Origin of the sequence: Paenibacillus eucommiae (assembly GCF_017874215.1) — a bacterium.
In the GTDB taxonomy this organism is placed as follows: domain Bacteria; phylum Bacillota; class Bacilli; order Paenibacillales; family NBRC-103111; genus Paenibacillus_AI; species Paenibacillus_AI eucommiae.
Genome location: NZ_JAGGLB010000004.1, coordinates 313,563 through 333,997, shown reverse-complemented (window position 1 = coordinate 333,997; position 20,435 = coordinate 313,563). Strand labels below are relative to the sequence as shown.

General features: G+C 45.9%; 14 protein-coding genes. 13 read left to right on the top strand and 1 reads right to left on the bottom strand.

The window, feature by feature from the left end; genetic code table 11:
* Window positions 1-32 precede the first annotated feature (32 nt).
* Window positions 33-842, bottom strand: a complete 810-nt coding sequence (locus J2Z66_RS09365; protein WP_209971122.1) for a phytanoyl-CoA dioxygenase family protein — start codon at window positions 840-842, stop codon at window positions 33-35.
* 191 nt (window positions 843-1,033) lie between these two features.
* Here J2Z66_RS09365 and J2Z66_RS09360 point away from each other — a divergent pair, with 191 nt between their 5' ends.
* The 13 genes from J2Z66_RS09360 (at window position 1,034) to J2Z66_RS09300 (ending at window position 20,377) form a co-directional block, all read left to right on the top strand.
* Window positions 1,034-1,840, top strand: a complete 807-nt coding sequence (locus tag J2Z66_RS09360; protein ID WP_209971121.1) for a helix-turn-helix domain-containing protein — start codon at window positions 1,034-1,036, stop codon at window positions 1,838-1,840.
* Window positions 1,841-1,885: 45 nt separating this feature from the next.
* Complete coding sequence (locus J2Z66_RS09355) at window positions 1,886-2,218, top strand: hypothetical protein (protein WP_209971120.1); 333 nt, start codon at window positions 1,886-1,888, stop codon at window positions 2,216-2,218.
* Between the two features lie 123 nt (window positions 2,219-2,341).
* Entirely contained in the window at window positions 2,342-3,841 is a 1,500-nt protein-coding gene (locus tag J2Z66_RS09350; RefSeq protein ID WP_209971119.1) for a hypothetical protein, read from the top strand.
* Window positions 3,842-4,011: 170 nt separating this feature from the next.
* Window positions 4,012-4,338, top strand: a complete 327-nt coding sequence (locus J2Z66_RS09345) for a hypothetical protein (protein WP_209971118.1) — start codon at window positions 4,012-4,014, stop codon at window positions 4,336-4,338.
* A gap of 31 nt (window positions 4,339-4,369) precedes the next feature.
* On the top strand, window positions 4,370-4,555 hold the full coding sequence (locus tag J2Z66_RS09340) for a hypothetical protein (RefSeq protein ID WP_209971117.1): 186 nt from the start codon (window positions 4,370-4,372) through the stop codon (window positions 4,553-4,555).
* Between the two features lie 134 nt (window positions 4,556-4,689).
* A complete protein-coding gene (locus J2Z66_RS09335; RefSeq protein ID WP_209971116.1) occupies window positions 4,690-5,007 on the top strand; it encodes a hypothetical protein in 318 nt (105 codons plus the stop codon).
* Window positions 5,008-5,048: 41 nt separating this feature from the next.
* Window positions 5,049-5,441: a hypothetical protein gene (locus J2Z66_RS09330; protein ID WP_209971115.1), complete on the top strand. Its 393-nt coding sequence runs from the start codon at window positions 5,049-5,051 to the stop codon at window positions 5,439-5,441.
* Window positions 5,442-6,784: 1,343 nt separating this feature from the next.
* Entirely contained in the window at window positions 6,785-8,794 is a 2,010-nt protein-coding gene (locus J2Z66_RS09325; protein ID WP_209971114.1) for a glycoside hydrolase 5 family protein, read from the top strand.
* Between the two features lie 36 nt (window positions 8,795-8,830).
* Window positions 8,831-10,276 carry a hypothetical protein gene (locus J2Z66_RS09320; protein WP_209971113.1) on the top strand — a complete coding sequence of 482 codons (1,446 nt, stop codon included), beginning with the start codon at window positions 8,831-8,833 and terminating at the stop codon, window positions 10,274-10,276.
* 250 nt (window positions 10,277-10,526) lie between these two features.
* Complete coding sequence (locus J2Z66_RS09315) at window positions 10,527-11,483, top strand: ABC transporter permease (RefSeq protein ID WP_209971112.1); 957 nt, start codon at window positions 10,527-10,529, stop codon at window positions 11,481-11,483.
* 48 nt (window positions 11,484-11,531) lie between these two features.
* On the top strand, window positions 11,532-12,437 hold the full coding sequence (locus J2Z66_RS09310; protein ID WP_209971111.1) for a carbohydrate ABC transporter permease: 906 nt from the start codon (window positions 11,532-11,534) through the stop codon (window positions 12,435-12,437).
* A gap of 63 nt (window positions 12,438-12,500) precedes the next feature.
* The gene (locus J2Z66_RS09305; RefSeq protein ID WP_209971110.1) at window positions 12,501-14,177 is read left to right on the top strand and encodes a type 2 periplasmic-binding domain-containing protein; all 1,677 of its coding nucleotides are present in this window, start codon (window positions 12,501-12,503) and stop codon (window positions 14,175-14,177) included.
* A gap of 47 nt (window positions 14,178-14,224) precedes the next feature.
* Window positions 14,225-20,377, top strand: coding sequence for a DUF4838 domain-containing protein (locus J2Z66_RS09300; RefSeq protein ID WP_209971109.1), 6,153 nt, complete (start codon window positions 14,225-14,227; stop codon window positions 20,375-20,377).
* Window positions 20,378-20,435 lie beyond the last annotated feature (58 nt).

Genomic DNA, 20,435 nt, shown 5'->3' with positions numbered 1-20,435 from the left:
CAGGAGTAGACTGCTCCCATCACATCTCTAAGCTAGTGGGGGTAGACGGTGTCATGCTCATGCCCGCAAGGTCCGGATTCCAAGGTAATCTCTGCCTCAATAGTGCTGCTGTCCGCACGGTACAATGGGCTGTAGAACTCACCTATACTTGTTGTGGAAACGCCTACGTAATGGCATATAAATGATCTGCGGAACCGATTCTTCGACTTATTTCTGTAAGAGCCATGAATCAGATTGCCATTAAAAAATAAGATGTCTCCCTTATCCATGATGGCAGGAATCGCTTTTTTGCCTTCAGGCACTTTTACTAAATGTTTGGTGAACGATTCGTCTGCGTCCGCAAGCTCTGGACAAACGATCGCTGCATGATTGGTTTGGGGGACGACCAGCAATGCTCCATTCTCCTCGTCTGCCTCGTCCACAGCCATCCAGGCGGCAATGCAGGTTCCCGGCGCCACTTGCAAATAGAAATTATCCTGATGCAGAGCCTGCCCCCGGGCTCCAGGCGGCTTGTAGTAAAACATACTTTGTGCTGCTAAAGGCTCCTCTGCATATAAATCAGCAAGCACCGCCAAAACGGGCCGATGAAGCATGTATTTTTTTGCGGTACCATTAAAAAGGTGTGGATGCATGATGCGGGGATAACGTTTCAACGGGTCTGAAATAGCTGGATCCAAGACCGGCTCGAAATGACCGGGGATGATTTGATTACTGATCGTGTCGAAAGTTTGTTCGATTTCCTGAAGCTCTCCTAAGGTCATCAAGCCTTTAACAATCAGGTAGCCTTCTGTGTCAAATTGTTGTTTCTGCTCCTCGGTAAGCGTTCTTAACGGCGTAATCATCGTAGTTCCTCCTCTAAAAGTTGCATATGAAAATCAATCCCGTGATAATATTAGTATAGCTTGAGCTAAAAGTACGCAGAAGTAATAATCATGCTGGATAGTCATACGATCCTGCTATGTGAAACAGAGTGGAGTTTGAATGATTGCTGCCATATGGGCATTATTATTTTGTAAGGGAGGGGCTTATCGGCATGCGGCAAGCTGACTCGTCAATGTCTGAAAGTCATTCTTCCGGAATTGTAATTGCAGGGCATTTCAATGAATCTGAAACCTATGTCACCAAACGACCACAGGGTAGGCAGGATTGGTTGATTACATATACCTTAGAGGGCAGTGGATACTTCATAACCTCAGGAATAACAAGCACATGTAGAGCTGGGGATGTGGTTTTACTCAAACCGGGCATAGCTCATGAATACGGAACAAGCAAAGGGGGAAATTGGCATTTCGTATGGGCTCATTTCTCTGCGGTACTTATGGAACCGATTTTATTGCCCGATAAAGAAGTATATATTCAAAAGCTGGAAAGCGAGTCTACAAAGAAAAGAGTTTACAGAGCTTTTAAACAGGTTATCCAAGATTCAGTGGAGTATAGGGCCTATTCACAAGAGCTGTGCCAGAATTCAATAAGGGAAGTCTTGTTGTTGCTTGCCCAGATAGGGGCTAAACGAATGGATCCACGTATTGAAGAAACGCTGAGGCTTCTTTCGGAGCAAATGCAGGAGCCTGTAAGAATTGATGCTTTGGCTGGAGCAGTTGGTTTGTCAACATCTAGACTTTCCCATTTATTCAAAGAGAATACGGGCATTAGTATTGTTGAAGCCTTGAATCGAATGAGAATCCGCCAAGCGGCTCTTTTGATTGAAAGCATGGATCGGAATGTGATGGAGGTTGCTCTTGATGTTGGCTACCAGAACTATAATTATTTTGCTATTCAATTTCGCAGGCAGTTCGGCATCAGTCCAAGTGCCTTCAAGAAAAATCTGCAACAGAGATAAACAATAAGGCAAATGAAATGAATCATAAGAATGGAGCGAAGTTAGATGGAGCAGGTAAAAGTAACGCTTAAAACGAATTTGGGTGTTTTCAGTGTTGAAGAGATTGTAAGTGATTTGGATAAGGAAAACGTCTATGTATTGTTTGCTGTTTGTGGTGATCAGGGAGAATGGGAATTGAGCGTTGGTGCCTCTCCCGCGGCAGATCGGGAACGGGTATATATTTCGGTCACGGACCGCAGCGTACAGGAAGTGATTATTCAGGAGGCTCTCCCTATTCTAATCAATGCTTTGGAGATCAAAGCGATGAGCCCGGAGTCTCAGGAGGACTTGCTTTCCTATAGAGAGGCGATTAAGCAGCTATCCTCAAAGAGGCTATGATATGAAGATTGCTTTTCTGATCTAGATACAAAACAACTAAATACAAAGTAATAAATGCAAAGCAACAATATACAAAATAATACGTCTAAAGGAAAGGATGGAAATTAAAAGGGGGGATTGGAGTTGGTAAGCAACCTGCTGAAGGGGAGTTTATTGGTTAGATGTATCGTGGTTCTCCTAGTACTCACACTTATTCCTATTGGGGCAAGCACAGCCTCGGCGAGTGGAGGAGCGGTAACTGCGAGGATTGTAAGCTATCCTGTAACAATTAACGGTGTGACTGTCGATAATCTTAAGGCGCGGTACCCGCTGCTTCAGTACAAGGACATTACTTACTTTCCTATGACCTGGGAATATGCGGACACGCTTGGCTTTATCACGAGCTGGAGCCAGGAAAATGGCTTATCGGTTCACCTAACTAATCCGAAGGGGAAGAAGCTTGTTCAGAGCAATGCGACTAAGACTACATCTGGAGCCGCGGCTAATTCAAAGAATAAAGCTTACAAGGTGAATAAGGCAACATTTCCTGTCAACATAAACGGTAGAGCTATCCAGAACGCAAAGGAGCCGTATCCCTTACTGGCAATGGGAGGCATTACTTATTTTCCGCTGACATGGCAGTTTGCGCATGATGAATTTGACTGGAGCCTTGCTTGGAGCGAGCAAAAAGGCTTAAGTATTGTAACTCCTCAAGTTAAATACTTTTCACATCTGATCTTTGATGATAAAGATTCGTTGTATGCTGCTGCTGCGAACTACCAGGACATATATAAAATTTCCAAATCTTTAGACCGGCTGCCAACCCTGTTGACTTCCAAGGAAGGTGAGCAGTTGACTAAGATGCGGCTTGATAAAGAGAACAAGGAGACAGGCAAGGCGTGGAACGAGGGAGCTATTGAAGCCGCTCAGTTAGAGCGAAGAGGGGAGCTTCTTTATTATCAGGGCGTTGAGCTTTTTTCTTTGAAGCCGTACATCGAGGAAAATGAGAGTTACTATATAAACGACCCCAAGGAAATTAATCAGGGTATTGAGGTTCGAGGAACTGTATATCCTTTAAGTGAGCATAAAGCGCTAGTTGCCATAACGATTTACATCGGACTTTACATTCCTGCGCCATATACACCGAATAGTCATGTACTGCTGTTGGTAAACGTCGGGAAGGCTGCTGTTATTCCAGGTTACGACCAGGCTCCCGAAAGGATCATTACCAATAGTGACGGCTCCGTATGGGTGATGACAGAGCCTTTGGATGAAATCCTGGCCTCAAACCACTGGAGGAGGGGCAAGACCGCTCTCATCGATTCTAGAGGGCAATCCCTGATGCTGCATGAAAAGCTGGGCAGTGAGGAAATCAAGGTGCTGTCTGCTGATGATAAAGGTCTGCTAGTGAAAACGATCAGCCGCTTTGAAATTGGCGGAATTGACAGTAAAGCGTCGGAGAAGGACTCGATCTACCGGGTTTCAATGGATATGAAGGCAAGCAAGCTCTATGCCAATGTGAAAGGGCAGGCCTATGTGGATCAAGCAGGGCATATATATGTAATGGATGAGCGGACGAATGGAGTCACGGATCTTTCCCGGGAGCTGAACAAGGTATGGTGGGATTACGAGCTTGCAAAATAAAAAGTGAACAATAGGTGCTTTTATCCTTTTTTTTTCCCAAATTCAGTTTTTATAAGCATTTAACACGATCTTGTATATACTCTTTTGACGAAAGTTGTTATGATAGTTAGTATAGGATACGAAAATGGCCAAGAAAACTGACTTTGAGAGTAAGGAAGTGGAACCCATCAGTGACATCCATGGCAATAACCAGGCCCGAATTAGTTGATCAGTACTTCTCCATGATTAGAAAATTGAATCAAACTCAAATTGATATTATGGAAATCAAGGCATTTTTTGCTTCGGTTGCAGAGATCAAGACGTTTACGCCTCCTACTGTTGAATTTATGGCAGTTCTTAAAATATATCGGCCTGGGTTATTTCATGAATTTAGAAAGTCACTTGTTCCAAGCACCAGTATGTGGTTTCTGGCAAACGTAAGTATTGATGTGGGACAGGCGATCCTCAGCCTCGGAATCCATAATGAGGAGCAGCTGCAGCGGATGGTTAAGGGGTAACACCTGGAAGCCCAGGAGGAGGGGGATAGGCTTGAATGATATAGAAGCGCAGGAAGACCTCCAGAAGAAATTGGTCGAAGCGGAGGAGAGACTGAAAGAAGCAGAGGATATGTACAGCATCTATGTATCACAATTGCAGCAGTACAAGGACGTGATTGAGCAGCAGAAAGAAATCATTCTGTCGGTCAAAGCGAGAGTGAAACCGGAGCTCCATTAAGAAGCAGAGAATACGAGCAGCGGCGGCAAGTAGAGAAGGCAAGTGAATAGGAGCTTTTTCTTTGTCAAAGAACCAGGGCATCCAGATTCCCTTTATATATAAAAAATGGTTAAAACAAAAGGAGAAGTAAAAAAATGAGAATTCATTTAAAATTCACTACAAAAGGTAAAATCGCGATCGAAAATTTCGAGAATGCTGAATTAATCGAGATATTCACAAGATACAGTCATACGTTAACCAAGAAGCATCTGGTGGATATTTATGTGCCTGTCGAAGCTAACCAGAATATTGTTGCAGACGGCATGTTAATTGTTCTGATTGAAAATGTGAAATGTGATGTGGATACTCTGTTCAAGGAATTAGGAAGAGACATTAAAGTTCCTTTGAAGAAAAGACTTGACGGCAAATTAGACACTGTATTTAAAACAGAAATTGTGGCTGAGAAGGCCTAGGAGCAGCTGGTTTACAAGATTAAGATGGAGCCGATTTCAAGATGCAGACACTAACTCCCAATGTTTTGCGGGAATCCATTCAATTGATCCATAACTGTCAGGAGCTCGTTCGTGTCATCAGCTTGAAGAGCGATAACGAACGGATATGCAAGCTTTCGGTGAAGGTTTTGGCCAATTTGCTTGATGCAGAGCAGAGCGATATTATAAGGTGGAAAAAGAAATTATTGGATTTTGGCCTTATCGAGCAGGAGGGCATGTACGTCAGGGTAGTTATATCGGATGTTAGTGAATCACCTCTTGGAATTACAAATGATTTATTAATGCTTATAGCTGAAGAGCCTCAGTTAAGCTTTCGGCAGCAGGCAGAATCACTTGGCCTGGAGCAGAAGCAGCTGGAAGTTGTTTATGGGTATTTAATTTCTGTAATCATGTAGCTAGTGAAGTCTTGAAGCATGAAGCACCTCTTATAGAGGTGTTTTTTTCTTTTTGTTTGATCCTATTAGGTTGTGTTGTTGATTTAAAGCGATGAAGTGTGAGAACAAGGGTACCTTTTAAATGAGTTTTTGGAAGAAACTCGAAGTATGGGCGTAAAGTAGTGTTGAAGCAATGTCGAAGCAATGTCGAAGTAGTGTCAAAGTAGAGGTGAAGTGGGAAAGCTAATCGTTACGGACATGAGAGCCGTTATTTGTGGCAAAACCCCCTATTTAGAGAAGCTTACGGACCTCAGATCCGCTATTTGGATCAAAAGGAGCCCCCCCCCCTAGCCAAGCAAATAAGGGATCTGATGTCCGTAGCGGTCCCCAAAGGACCTCAAATATCACAAATAGCGCATCTCATGTCCGTAAGCTGCTCTGGTTTGGCTCCGTCATCGTCTGAACCCTATTCCTTCCCTCCCCAAGGGAATGGCATATCCCGAAGCAGCCCGCCCTCCGCCGAAATGAGCGTGTGCTTGACGATGTTTTTCATCGTTGAAGTAGCAGGTTCTTCTCAGTTGCGCGCGTTCTTCAGTCCCAGCGGCTTGGCCCGCGGGGAAAATCTCTTCAATCCAAAGAAAAAACCTTGCTGGCTGTCCGTTTGAGCTTGGTGTTCGTGTGATTCGTGTGATTGTAGCTAAAGAAAGGGAACGAATGTGGGCGGGAAGAGCGTTAGCACCTACCTTTAAAGATTTGTTCCTACCTCCATATCCATACCACTCAAGGGAACAAATCTTTAACAGCGGCTGGGGCCCTCATCCCCAATGTTGTCAGGTTAACATGCAAGTTGAGATTTAGCTTTCCCCGATTAGAAGGCACGCCCAATCCGAAGCGGCCGAATGTAGGCGAAAAACCAACCACAATGTGCTTACTCGGAGCCGAAGCGGCCAAATGTAGGAGAAAAATCGACCACAATGTGCCTACGAGGGGCCGAAGCGGTTAAATGTAGGTGAAAAACCGTACATATTTGGCCAGCTTAACCTGACAACATGGACCAACATCCCTGCCCACATCCCATTCCTCCTTAACGCACCCCACCCACATCACGAACACGTACTTCAAAGGACGCCACAAGGCGTTATCCTCAAAGAAAAAGGGAGCTCAAACAACAAAATAAGCGATAAAAAATGTTTTGACAAGTAAATGAAAATGATATAGAGTATGATACGTAAGTTAAACGAAATACAAACGAATATAAACTATAATTATTTGTAATTTATTGGTAATGCAGAAGCTTTTGGCTATGTTAAAAGTAGAATCAAAAGCAGGATCAAAAGTACGGTCATTTGAAAGGAGACATGTAAATGAATACGACGAAAATGATGCCTTATCCGTTTTTTTGGGATGATGCGGCAATCGACCTGTCCTTTGTGTTTAAGGATGAAAAACCTGCGGGCAAACGTGGATTTATGAGAGCGGAAGGCGAGCGTTTTGTATTTGAGGATGGGACAGAAGGGCGGTTCTGGGGGACCAATTTCAACAGTGGGGCGAATTTTCCCTCGCATGAGCATAGTGAGAAGGTTGCGAAGCGCCTCGCTAAATTTGGCGTAAATATTGTACGCTTTCATCAAATGGATGCTGAATGGTCTACGCCTAATATTTTTCAATTTTCGAAAGGTGAGAATAAGTGTCATACGCTGGAGTTTGATCCGGATAGTATGGACCGGCTTGATTACTTGATCCATTGCTTGAAAGAAGAAGGCATTTACATGTCTCTGGATTTGTTGACCTATCGTAAATTCAAGTCCGAGGATGGTGTGGAGCATCCTGAATTATTGGGAGAAGGCGCCAAGCCGTACAGCAATTTCAGCCGCAAATTAATAGACTTGCAGAAACGGTTCAACGAGCAATTATTTACTCATTTTAATCCCTATACGAAGCTATGTTACAAAGACGATCCTGCTATTGCTATGACGGGACTGGCGAATGAAAATGATTTGTTTTTATACGCTCAAAAGCCAGTCGTTCTGGAGCCCTATCGCAGTGAGCTGGAAGCGCTGTATCGCGAGTGGGCGGAGAGGAACCAAGTCGAAGTGCCTGGAGAGCCGGTTAATTTCGGGTTGGAGCCTGATGAGAAGATGATCGCTTTTCTGTGTGAGGTGCACACGAATTATTACAAGGAAATGATGGCGCATTTGCGGTCCATAGGGGTGCGGATCCCGATTGCCGGAACGAATTGGCCGATTAATGCTGCTCTTTTGCAAAGTCAGTCGCCGACGGATTATACGGATAACCATGGCTATTGGTGGATGGGGGATCAGAGCTCGATCAACAACAGCTCTATGACTAGTCTCAGGAGGAGTATGCTTCCGATGACGGGCTTTATGAAGCTGCCGGATAAACCGATGTTCGTGTCGGAATGGGATAGTCCATGGCCAAATGAATGGAGGGCAGAATCCTCCCTGCTGCTTGCCGCGGCGGGTGCTTTGCAGGGATGGGCAGGCTTTGCGATTCATACATACAGGTACACAACGACTCCTAACGCTGAGAGGCTGGGTAGAAACATTGCGCTGAATGGCATCACTTACCGGGGGATTTTCGACTCCTTCAATGATCCTGCGAAATTCGGGCTTTTTTATCATGCTGCGCTGATACTGCGCCGGGGAGATGTAAGGCAAGGGGAGAAGACTGTCAAGATCAAGCTTCCCGATTTGAACTGCACAGAGCCGGATGAAACGATTGGATTTTTCAAATGTCGTATGCCTGCCACTGATTTGTTGGCGGAAAGTCATAAATATGTCATTGAGCCTCCTGGATACACGAGCCTAGATGAGCATTTAACGGAGATCGTATTATCTCCTGAAGATACGCTTGTTGATGAAAGCAAAGGCGAAGTCTTATCAGAAACCGGCGAGATGTACCGGAGCTGGGATAAGCGTTATGGATGGATTGATTCCCCGCGGACGAAGGTAACTTACGGCTTTATTGGAGAGGCTGGAGCTATTGAACTGGACGGTTTGGTTATAGAGGCGGAAACAGACTTTGCTACGATTGCGATCAGCTCGCTGACCGATGAGCCGCTTCAGGCTTCCGGCAACATGCTGTTGACTGCAGTTGGCCGCGCGGACAATATGGATGCCCAGTACAATGAGGACCACACTGTAGAACTGCAGCCAGGTCATCCGCCAGTAGTAATCGAAGTTACTCAGGCGCGGATTCGTTTGCATACAGATCAGCAGGTCATGCGTGTATGGGCTGTCAATCCGGAAGGATTTTTTACAGGAGAAGTACCTTCAGCGTGGAAGGATGGCGTCCTTTCTTTTGAAATAGGTGGAACGCACTCGTCGATGTATTATTTGATCCAAAAGCAATAGTTCAAAAACAATCATTCGAAAGGAAGGCCGCGATAGATGGACACGAGGATGGATACGATCAAAATCGGTTGGGGTCAGAGAAGCATTACGCCGACTAAGCCGGTACTGCTGGCGGGACAATTCCATGACAGGGTTGCTGATCAAGTGCGCGATCCTGTGCTGGTAACAGCGATGGCGATAGAAGGTGGGAGTGCAGATGGAAAGCAGGGCGATCACGTAGTTTGGGTCAGCTGTGACCTGATAGGCATCGAAAATGAGATTCAAGTTGGTGTTCGTGAAAAGGTAAGGAATGCGGTTTCGGGTCTTGACCCGGAGCTTGTAATCCTTAACGCTACGCATACGCATACTGCGCCAGGATTAAATGGTTTTAATGAAAAGAGAATTAGACCGTATTTAACGGCTCACAAAAATTATCCGCATATCATGTCTTCGGGCGAGTACTCGGAGTTTATAATTGAACAAATTGCTGAGGCTGTTCAGGAAGCTTGGCTAGGACGGCAGCCGGGAGCTCTAAGCTGGGCTGAAGGCTACGCTGCTCTAGGGCACAACCGTATGGTAAAGTTTGATGATGAGTCAGTGGTTATGTATGGGGACGTGAGGTCGGTTAGCTTTCAAGGCTTCTCAGGACCTGAGGACCATAGGGTAGAGATGATGTTTACCTGGGACGCAAACCGAGCGTTAACGGGCGTGATGTTAAATTTGGCTTGTCCTGCACAAATAATTGAGCATGAATCCTTTATTTCTGCGGATTATTTCGCAGAAGTGAGAGATATGGTTGGTCAAAAATGGGGATCAAATGTTCGCGTTCTGGGGTTGATCGGGGCTGCTGGTGACCAGGCGCCGCGCGATCTGATGCGCAACCGGGGTCGTGTAAAGCTGGAAGGCGATGAAGAACTTCGGGCAGCCGCGAAGGTACTGGTAAGAACAATGGAGGAAGGGCTCGAATCTACGGGCCAAGATCTGGATACACATCCCATTTTCAAACATCAAGTAAGGACGATTGCCTTGCCACTGCGAAGAGTAGGGAAAGCAGAGGCTGACCAAGCGCGCAGCGTATGGCGAGAGTTCAAGGATGAGTATGAGCAGCAGCAGGATCCTATTGCCTTCGGAGATTCCCTTGGCATGCGTATCTTTGAGGTGTATAACGCGTGGGCGATACAAAACCAGATGATCAAGTTGGAACAGGATCCTTTTTACCAGATGGAGCTGCATGTTCTTCGTATCGGGGATGCGGTCGTCGTGACGAATCCTTTTGAGCTGTTTACGGAATATGGTCTGCAAATCAAGGCAAGAAGCGCCGCGAAGCAAACCTTTATTTCGCAGCTGACAAGCGGCTATAGAGGTTACCTGCCATCTGCAAGTGCGATCAAGCACGGAGGCTATGGAACCCAGATGCTAAGTGGAGATGTGGGTGATGAAGGCGGGAAGCTGCTGGTTGAACATACTCTTCATGCTATTAACTCGATGTGGCAACTAAACTAAGCTAAACTAGGCTTGATAAATGTAATTTAATGGAATATAGCCGCTTTTCCTTTTGCATGTTGCAGGAAAGGCGGCAAAGAAGTACGGGCATGTAGAAGTTAGAGAGTTACATTTCCGATTAATTGGTTCGTTTTCCGATAACGAATTTTTTTTATCACTGAGGGAAAGCGTTTACAGTAAATGTAAATAATGATGACTTTTATATCCTAAGGATACATACAGCCTAGTACTGCTGGAAAGGAGGATTTGTATGCAGCCGCAGCTCAGTAAAAAACCGCAGGGGGCAGCATTGGTTTTTTCAAGGGTCAAACAAGATGTCATATCGAAATATCAATTGTATTTACTGATTTTACTGCCATTAACCTACATCATTGTATTTCAATATTTCCCTATGTACGGTTTACAGATCGCTTTTAAAAATTTCATTGCGACAAAAGGAATATCGGGAAGCCCATGGGTGGGTCTCAAGCACTTTGAGCAGTTTTTTAATTCTCCATTTTTTTGGATTGTGATTAAAAATACACTGATTTTAACGCTATATGGGCTCATCGTAGGGTTTCCAATTCCGATTATTCTTGCCCTCCTGCTGAATAACAGCACGCGAACGAGATTTAAAAAGGTAGTGCAAATCGTTACTTATGCTCCTCATTTTATCTCGGTTGTCGTTATGGTAGGGATGCTCTATCAGTTTTTGTCGCCAAAATACGGAATTGTGAACCGGATCATTGTGTTTTTTGGCGGTGAGCCGTTTCTGTTCATGGGTTCAGAGAATTGGTTCACAAGTCTGTATGTATGGTCCGATATATGGCAGCACATGGGCTGGAGCTCGATCATCTACCTGTCTGCATTGGCTACGGTTGATCCGCAGCAGCATGAAGCGGCGATCGTAGATGGGGCAAGCCGGTTTAAGAGAATGCTGCATGTGGATATACCGGCAATTATGCCAACGGCGATCATCCTTTTGATCCTAAACACGGGCTATCTCTTGAGCGTCGGATTCGAAAAAGTGTATCTGATGCAAAATACGATGAATTTGGGATCGTCAGAAGTCATTTCTACTTATTTATATAAGCTTAGCTTTGCCAGCAGCTTACCTAATTACTCTTACTCTACAGCAATCGGATTTTTTAACTCACTAGCTAATTTTCTGGTGCTTTGCATTGTGAACAGTATTGCCAAGAGGTTTGGTAAATCTGGTATCTGGTAAATCGAGCTGGTAAATCAAGCTGGTAATCGAATTAACTCCCAAAGGAGGATGGACTTGAAAGCTTCGACTATTCCAATATCTCCAAATGATAAAATGTTTCTTTTTTTGAACAATTGTTTGCTGGGGATTATTATGCTGGTTGTGCTGTATCCGCTTATTTTTGTTGTGAGCTCTTCATTCAGCTCGCCTAATGCTAATATTACCGGGAAAGTATGGCTCTATCCGGTAGATGTATCTTTTGAAGGCTACAAAGCTGTGTTTTCCAACAAGAGCATTATGACCGGATATGCCAATACGATCTTTTATACGATTTTCGGAACGCTGATCAGCGTGACTTTGACGGTCCTGGCCGCCTATCCGCTCTCCAGGAGCGATTTTAAACCAAGAAATGTAATCATGCTGCTGTTTGCCTTTACGATGTTTTTCAGTGGCGGTCTGATTCCCACCTATATTTTGGTGAAGGAGCTGGGCATGCTGGACACCCGCTGGGCGATGCTGATTCCGTCCGCTTTATCTGTTTTTAACATTATTATTACCCGTTCTTTTTTTCAGGGAACTCCCTCGGAGCTGCTGGAAGCCAGTCAAATGGATGGGTGCAGTGATTTCCGGTATTTGGGTTCCATCCTTTTGCCGCTATCCAAGCCGATTTTGGCTGTGATGACATTGTTTTATGCTGTTGCGCAGTGGAATGCATTTTTTGATGCGCTTCTTTATTTGAGCAAAGAAGGCTTGCAGCCGCTTCAAATTGTACTTAGGCAAATACTGGTTTCCAACAACTTTGATGCAGCCATGATGAATACGGTGAACATCGACCAGATGGTTGCCAAGCAAGGTATAAGTGAACTGTTGAAATATTCGTTAATTATTGTGGCTAGTATTCCGCTGCTTGTCGTTTACCCGTTTATCCAAAAGTATTTTGTAAAAGGCATTATGATCGGAGCTATTAAGGGTTAGCTATCTGTACAGATTTATTCCCGTTAAAACGGGTGTAAATATACAATTTCAAGGGAGGATATAATGAAAAAAAGGAATTGGCTTTATATGGTTGCAGTTTTAACACTAATCTTGACAGTGATCGGCTGCCAAAAGAAGGAGGCAAGTACGGAGGTTAAGCCGGCAGGGAATGCTGAGTCCAATATGACGGAGCCGGGGCAGTATCCTATCGTGAAAAAGCCGGAGCCACCCATTACTATCGCTATATCAAAAGGATCCATTGCTGGCATTATTGACATGAATACGAATGATGCGACGAAATGGCTGGAAAAAAAGACGAATTTAAATTTTGAATTCAATATCGGTCCGGAAGATCCAACGGAATATCAACAAAAGGTGAATTTGATGCTGGCAAGCAATACGGATTTGCCTGATGTATTCCTGCATGGATTGGGTGTAGATCAGATATCGACCTATGGTCAGCAGGGCACTTTCCTCGCTCTCAATGATTATATCGACAAGTATGGTGTTAACATCAAAAAATTGATGATCAAATACCCCGATTTGTTGAAAGGAGTGACGGCACCAGACGGAAATATTTACGCGATCCCTGGCTTGAACGAATGCCAGCACTGTATGAACAGTCAAAAATTCTGGATCAATCAGAAGTGGCTTGACAAGCTGGGCAAAAAGCTGCCTGAAACGCCAGACGAGCTGTATGAAGTGTTAAAAGCATTTAAAGAAAACGATATGAATGAAAATGGCAAACAGGATGAGCTTCCTCTGATTTCTATGAGCGATGGCTGGATGAATGATTTGACTGGTTTTCTGATGAATCCTTTTGTGATAAGCACGGGCAAGGGATATGATTGGTTGTATTTGGATCAAGGCGAGGTTAAGGCCTCGTATGCTCAGGAAGGCTGGAGAGATGGGCTCGGATATTTAAAGAAGCTGTACATGGATGGCTTGCTGGATAAAGAGGCTTTCGTGCTGAAATCGAATCAGGCTCCTGCTCTGACAGGCGGGCCGGATGGCAATCGTGTAGGTGCCTTTGCAGCCGGTGCGCTGAGTAATGGGGTCGATATCGCCAATCCGGGAGCACGTGAAGAGTTTGCAGCTCTTCCGCCACTGAAGGACAGCAAGGGGGAAAGGAAGACACCTTACATTAAGCCGGGTGCATTTCCAGCCCTGGTGATTAGCAAATCAGCCAAAAATCCAGAAGCTGCTTTTCGCATGGGCGACTCTTTCCTGACTGATTTTACGGAGGATGAAGAGTGGAGAGAATTTTTCGTTGGTCCTGAAGGAAAGGGCTGGAAAAAGGCGGGTAGTGGAGATATTGGTCTTGATGGGAAGCCCGCCGTCTGGATAGAATTAACCTCCCACGGCAGCTTGGGCAATGAATCATGGGGAGTTGCAAGCAGACTCTATGAGCCGGCTAGAAATAAAGCCAATCTGGCTGTGCAGCCGGGCATATTTAACCAAGAGAGCATTCTTTATAGTGCCTCAGTGAACAACTACATGCCATACCAGGTAGATGTTGTGGTTCCTTCGGTGTATTACACGGAAGAGGAAGCCCAGTCCATGAGTGAGATCAAGAATCAGATTAACCGCTATGTAGAGGAAAACATTTTTAAATTCGTTACAGGTGAAAAAGATATTGAAAAAAATTGGGACGCCTACTTAAAGGACTTGAATAAATTTGGTCTGGAGAATTACATCAAGACTGTACAGACCGCGTACGATCGTCAATATAAGGACTGATCCATTTTGGTTACTGGAGAACATAACAATTTATTTGGAGGTGCAAGGTGAATACAAGAAAATATAACCGGAAGTGTATCGCTGTGCTGATGAGCTTATGCTTACTGCTTACATCCTTTCAACATGTATTTGCGTCGGAAAATGTTCGGACGGATGCTGCTGAGAATGTTTCAGCTACATCAGGTGAACCAACTGATCTTATTTCTCCGTCTTCCACACTTTCTGATGTGAACGGTCACTGGGCTGAAAAACAGGTGATGGAGTGGTTGAATTCGGGACGGATACAAGGGTATTCGGACGGTACGTTTAAACCCGACAAGCCGATAACAAGAGGCGAATTTATTGCCTTGGTGAATCGTTCCTTTGCTTTTAAGGAGCAATCGCCAGTCAGCTTCACTGATCTGCAGGCTTCCGATTGGGAGTACGAAGACATTGCCAAGGCGGTGAAGGCTGGCTATGTGGAAGGCTATCCGGACGGTACGATCGGTACAAAGCAGCAAATTAACAGGCTGGAAGCGGCAGTCATCATTGCCCGTTTGTTGAAGCAGAACGATATGGCTGACAACAGTCTGGATGCTATCTTCAGTGATTACAAGCAAATTTCCAAATGGGGTCAATCCTCCGTTGCAGTAGTTGCTGCCGAGCAAATTATGGGTGGCTACGAAGACCTTAGCTTTCGGCCATCCACACTCATCACACGTGCTGAAACTGTAGTCTCGCTGGCTCGTGCTTTAACGCCGAGGACATATGAGAAAGCGGGCATTTACGGACCTGCAGCAGGGAAAGAAATTGTAAGTAGAGATGTTGTGGTTAACACCACTGGTGTTACGCTGCAGAACATGACGATTACAGGTAATCTGCTGCTGGCGGAAGGTATTGGCGAAGGCGATGTTACCTTGAACAATGTGACCGTTCAGGGAGTAACGACAGTGAATGGTGGCGGTAAGAACAGCGTCCATTTCCGTGATTCTGTGCTCGCGACCGTGATTGTAGATAAGCAAAGTGGAACAGTCAGGGTCATTGTCGAAGGCTCCACAACGATAGTTAAGCTTACGGTTGAATCTTCAGCGATCCTTGAAACTGCGGATTTGACAAGCCAAGGCTTTACTGAAGTGTGGCTAAGCGAGAGTTTGCCAGCAGATGCAACAGTAGAGCTCAGAGGCAGCTTTGAAACTGTGAATGTACTGGCGAAAAGCTTCAAGTTGGAAATACCGCAGGGAACGGTTAAACGGCTGCATGTGCACGAACAGGCCACTGACGTAACTCTTAATGCTGGGGATGATACAGATATTATTTTACTCATTCTGGATGCGGCCATTAAAGCGCTCGGAAAGGGCACGATTGAAAGCGTGACCCTGGCAGAGAAAGCCAAAGCCTCAACTTTTGAGAAGCAACCGCTTAAGAAAGCTGGAGCCGGCGCTCCGTCGTCCGGGACAACTTCGTACAGCTATGGCGGGAATATGGGTGGCAGCACGCCAAGCCCGAGTCCGAGTGAGACTCCGGGTCCGAGTGAGACTCCGAGTCCGAGCGAGACACCGGGTCCGAGTGAGACTCCAAGTCCGAGCGAGACTCCAAGTCCGAGTGAGACTCCTGGTCCAAGCGTGACTCCGAGCCCAACACCTACTCCATCAACTGACTTGAGTATTGTGGAGAACGGGCAAGGTAAGGCTGTTATTGTCATCGAGCCAAATGCAGCTGCAAGGGTTACTCAAGCAGGAGATACATTAGCTGAGTATGTCGAGAAATCCACAGGCGCAGTGCTGCCGATTTTAACTACATCGGAGCTTGCTACGTCTGGTAGTCAGTATGACGATGATGTGCGCATTTATGTGGGATCGTATGATCCCGGAGCTCAATCTGCAGTTGCAGGAGCACTGGAAGGCTTGAATGGAGATGGATTCGTGATTTTGCCTTACGAGAACACGATTTCCATTGTTGGGCCTAGCGAGTGGGGCACTGAATTTGGCGTCAACAAGTTTTTGGAGCATTATTTTGGGATACGCTGGCTGATGCCGGGTCCGGATGGCGAGGATGTGCCCCAGTATGCTTCGATAGACATTTCACGTGACATGATCCGTGACGAGCCAGCAGCGATATCCCGTTCCTTCTTTTATCTGATGACGCCATCCAATGCCGAATGGGGACGGCGCAATGGCATCCATGATAATATTCAATTTCATCATAATCTGGCCGTGTTGTTTGATCCAGAAGATCCGGTTCTGAGCACTCATCCCGAATATTATGTGGATGGTGTGCTGCCCACACATCTGTACGAATGGCAGCCTTGCTTTAACGACACAACTGCGGCAGTCGCCATCCAGCGGATTCAAGATTATTTTGCCGCGAATCCTGACATAAACTCCTATTCATTAGGCATTAATGATAGTGAAAATTACTGCGCAGCCGACAAATTGCTGGCAGGTGGTAAACTGAATGCAAACGGCTCTCTGAATATGTCTGATGTGTATTATCCATGGGTCAACAAGATCGTAGAGGGTGTCGTGGCGAATCCGCTTTATAAAGATAAATACTTCGGATTGCTAGCTTACTGGCATATGTATGAGCCTCCGACGACGGTAGTGCTGCATCCGCAGGTGGTTCCTTATATTACAGATGATCGTATGTCCTGGATAGACCCGGATCTTGGTTATGATGGAACAGAGCTTATGGAAGCATGGGAGGATGCAGCTACAAATCTGGGATGGTATGAATATTTATACGGGTCTCCGTACAACGTGCCACGTGTATACATGGATAAGATGGCAGAGAACTACCAGTATGCACAGGATCACGGCGTGATTGGTCATGTAGCCGAGCTGTTTCCCAACTTTGGTGAAGGACCCAAGCCATGGGTTTCAACGAAGCTGCAATGGAATGCTGATCAGGACGTTGATGTTTTGCTGAACGATTGGTATACGAGTGCAGTAGGCACAGCTGCAGCTGCAGATTTAAAGGCTTATTATGATTTGTGGGAAAATTTCTGGAGTGTGCGTATTTTTGAATCAGAATGGTATGAACGGTGGAAGGAATCTGACCCTAGAAGCAATTTCATGAGGTTTGATCAACCTGATTATTTAGAAGCTGTAACGAAGGAAGACATCACGGAGAGCCGGCGTCTGCTGGAGCAGGTAGTGATCAAAGCGCAAACAAGCAAGCAAATCGCGAGGGCTGAAAAGCTCCTTCAGGCCTTTGAATTCTATGAGGCTTCTGCACTTAGTTATCCGCGAACGAGCGCTGTTGCAGCACCAACGAATCATACTGAAGCACTTGTGATGTTAAATGATATTGAAGTCAGCTTTGAGATGGTAAAGAAAAGGTTTGTCTTACCGACCCAGTTCGCGGGTGACCCTATTCTGGATATTCCACTAGCGCCTCCGAAAAATGGCGGGACCTGGGATGGCATACAAACCGCTCTTATAACCGCCCTGCAAAGCTATTTGACCTCGCACCCTGAAGATACAGTGGTCAGTGAAGGCTTGAGCGATTTTTTAAATACGATTAATAATACGAATTTCTCAGCGAACGTCATCAAGACGACGGCAAGTAAAGCCCGCATTTTACAATCATTAGATTTCAATGAAGGACCTTGGACGGAAGCGGAGCCTTTCAGCGACTTTATGGTTATGGGCACCCGAATTGATGTGCCGGATCAGACGAAAGTGTATCTGCTCTGGGATGATGTAAACCTCTATGTTGGCTATGAAAATATGGACAGCAATATGAATGGAGTGGTTGTCAGTAATTCCTTAACCAGCAATTGGTGGAGCAGCGGTGCGGATGATTCCGTGGAAACGTATGTGTCGGCTGATCCAGATGTAGGATTCAAAGGCTTTTTCTCCAATCCCAAGGATATTAAATTCAGCTATCAGAAGATTGGAACAGGGGGACCTGCTCCAAATCCGGGCGAGGTATGGGAAACGCGCTCCGTGATGAAGAATGACCGCTGGAACACGGTTCAGGTGATTCCGTTTGCCGGTATTGGTGTAGATCCGAATAAGACGCCGGACCTTAAGGCCTTCTTCCTGCGCAATTATCACGGTCAGACCTGGTTTTTGGGCTGGGGAGGCGGTTTTCCCTGGAAGCCGGAAAGCTTTAAGCCTATTCATTTGGTAGAACCCGATAATGCGGTTCAGGATCCTTCCTTTGAAATAGGGGAAACGGAGGAGCTGAGCTCCAACTGGTGGTATTGGGGGGCTAATCCTGCAGCTCCCGGTAAACGGTCAACGAACGTGAAACGCTCAGGCAGCTACAGCTTTGATGCTGGAAGTCCAACTCATGCAGGGCTTGTTCAGAACGTATCCGTAACCGAAGGCACCTACAAGTTCCAGCTGTATTATTATGTACCGCAAGGCGTGGAGACGGACGGATATATCCAACTATGGGGAACGGTTAATGAACAAGCCGGAGGGCCGGCGCTCGCCACGTTGGTTTCCGATGAAACCCCGGTATCCTCTGCGCAGAACGGTCAATGGGTGAAGTTTGAGTACGAATTCCATATTGAGCCTGAGTATCAAGGCGTACAGCCTCATAACTTGAATTTCACGATTGTCCTTCGCGACTTTGAGTCGGGAGAGAAGCTGTACATCGATGATATCGGATTGTATAAGCAGCCTGATTATTCGGTGCAGGCAGAGCCAGGCAAGCTTGATGTTGTATTCAAGGGTACGTTCTCACAGACTCCGGACATCAATAAATTCACTGTTCAGCGGCTAATTAATGTTCAGGCGCCTGCAGCGGTCACGCCAACGGCCATAGATTGGGATCCGGTAACGCATACCGCTTCATTAACGGTTCCCGCCATACCGGTCTCATCGGAGCAACAAACCGTCCTGTACACCCTTTCCTATGATAATGGTGATGTAGTCGACTCTGTGCCTTTTGTTATTGCAGCGGAAGGTGGAATCGATAATCGTGTCCACAATTCATCATTTGAATCCGGGGATGCAGTGGATATGAGTATACTGCCGGAGTGGTGGTACTGGGGGTCCAATCCTGGGGCACCAGGTAAGCGGACTGCTGAGATCAAGCGTTCAGGCAGCTACAGCTTCGATGCCGGAAGCCCGTCGCATGCAGGTCTGGTTCAGAATGTAGCTGTGACGGGAGGAACTTACAAAACGGTGCTGTACTACTTTGTACCGGAAGGCACAGCGACGGCCGGCACGCTGCAGATGTTTGGTTCGGTTATGAATCAGGCGGGTGGCGCAACCCTTGCTACGTTCGCATCGGGTGCAACCCAAGTCTCCTCAGCGCAGAACGGCCAGTGGGTCAAATATGAATATCAATTCGACATTCAGCCAAATTATCTTGGCGTAGAGCCGCATAATCTCAATGTGACTTTCGTGCTTCGCGATTTCGAGACGGGAGAGAAGCTGTATATCGATGATATCATGATTTACAAGCTGCTGGATTATTCCGTGCAAGCAGAGTCTGGAACCCTTACCGTTGCATTCGATGATACGCTGTTGCAGGAAGCAGATATGAACAAATTCAATATTCAACAGCAAATCAACGGTGAGGCAATGGTAGCGGTCACGCCAACGGCCATAGTGTGGAATGCGGTGACGCATACAGCTGAATTAACGGTTCCCGTAATACCCGCTTCTTCAGAAGCGCAAAGCGTGGTGTATCATGTATCGTATGATGGTGGAGCCGCCATCGAATCATTGCCTTTTGTTATTGCGGGCAGCGGCCCAACAAATTATATCCTGAATGGATCATTTGAATCAGGGAATGCGGTGGATTTAAGCATAACGCCGAATTGGTGGTACTGGGGCTCCGATCCCGCTGATCCTGGCAAACGAACAAACGAAATCAAGCGCTCAGGCAGCTACAGCTTTTCAGCAGGTTCGCCATCGCATGCAGGCTTGGTCCAGGATGTTACTGTAACAGCGGGTGTGTACAAAGCCGTTCTTTACTATTATGTGCCTGAAGGTTCTGTAACAGCAGGTACGCTTCAATTGTGGGGTAGTGTTACGAATCAAGTAGGAGGAACGAATCTTACTACAATCGTTTCAGACGTAACGCCACTATCCACAGCGCAAAATGGCCAGTGGGTCAAGTACGAATATGAATTCGAGATTCAACCCGACTATCTTGGAGTAGAACCACACAACTTGAATTTAACCTTGGTTCTTAAAGACTTTCTTTTGGGTGAGAAGCTGTATCTCGATGATATAGCGATTTACAAGCTTGAAGATTAAGCGTGGAAGTTCCCTACAGCTTCCTGTGGGAAACAGATTGAGTATGAATTAGATACAT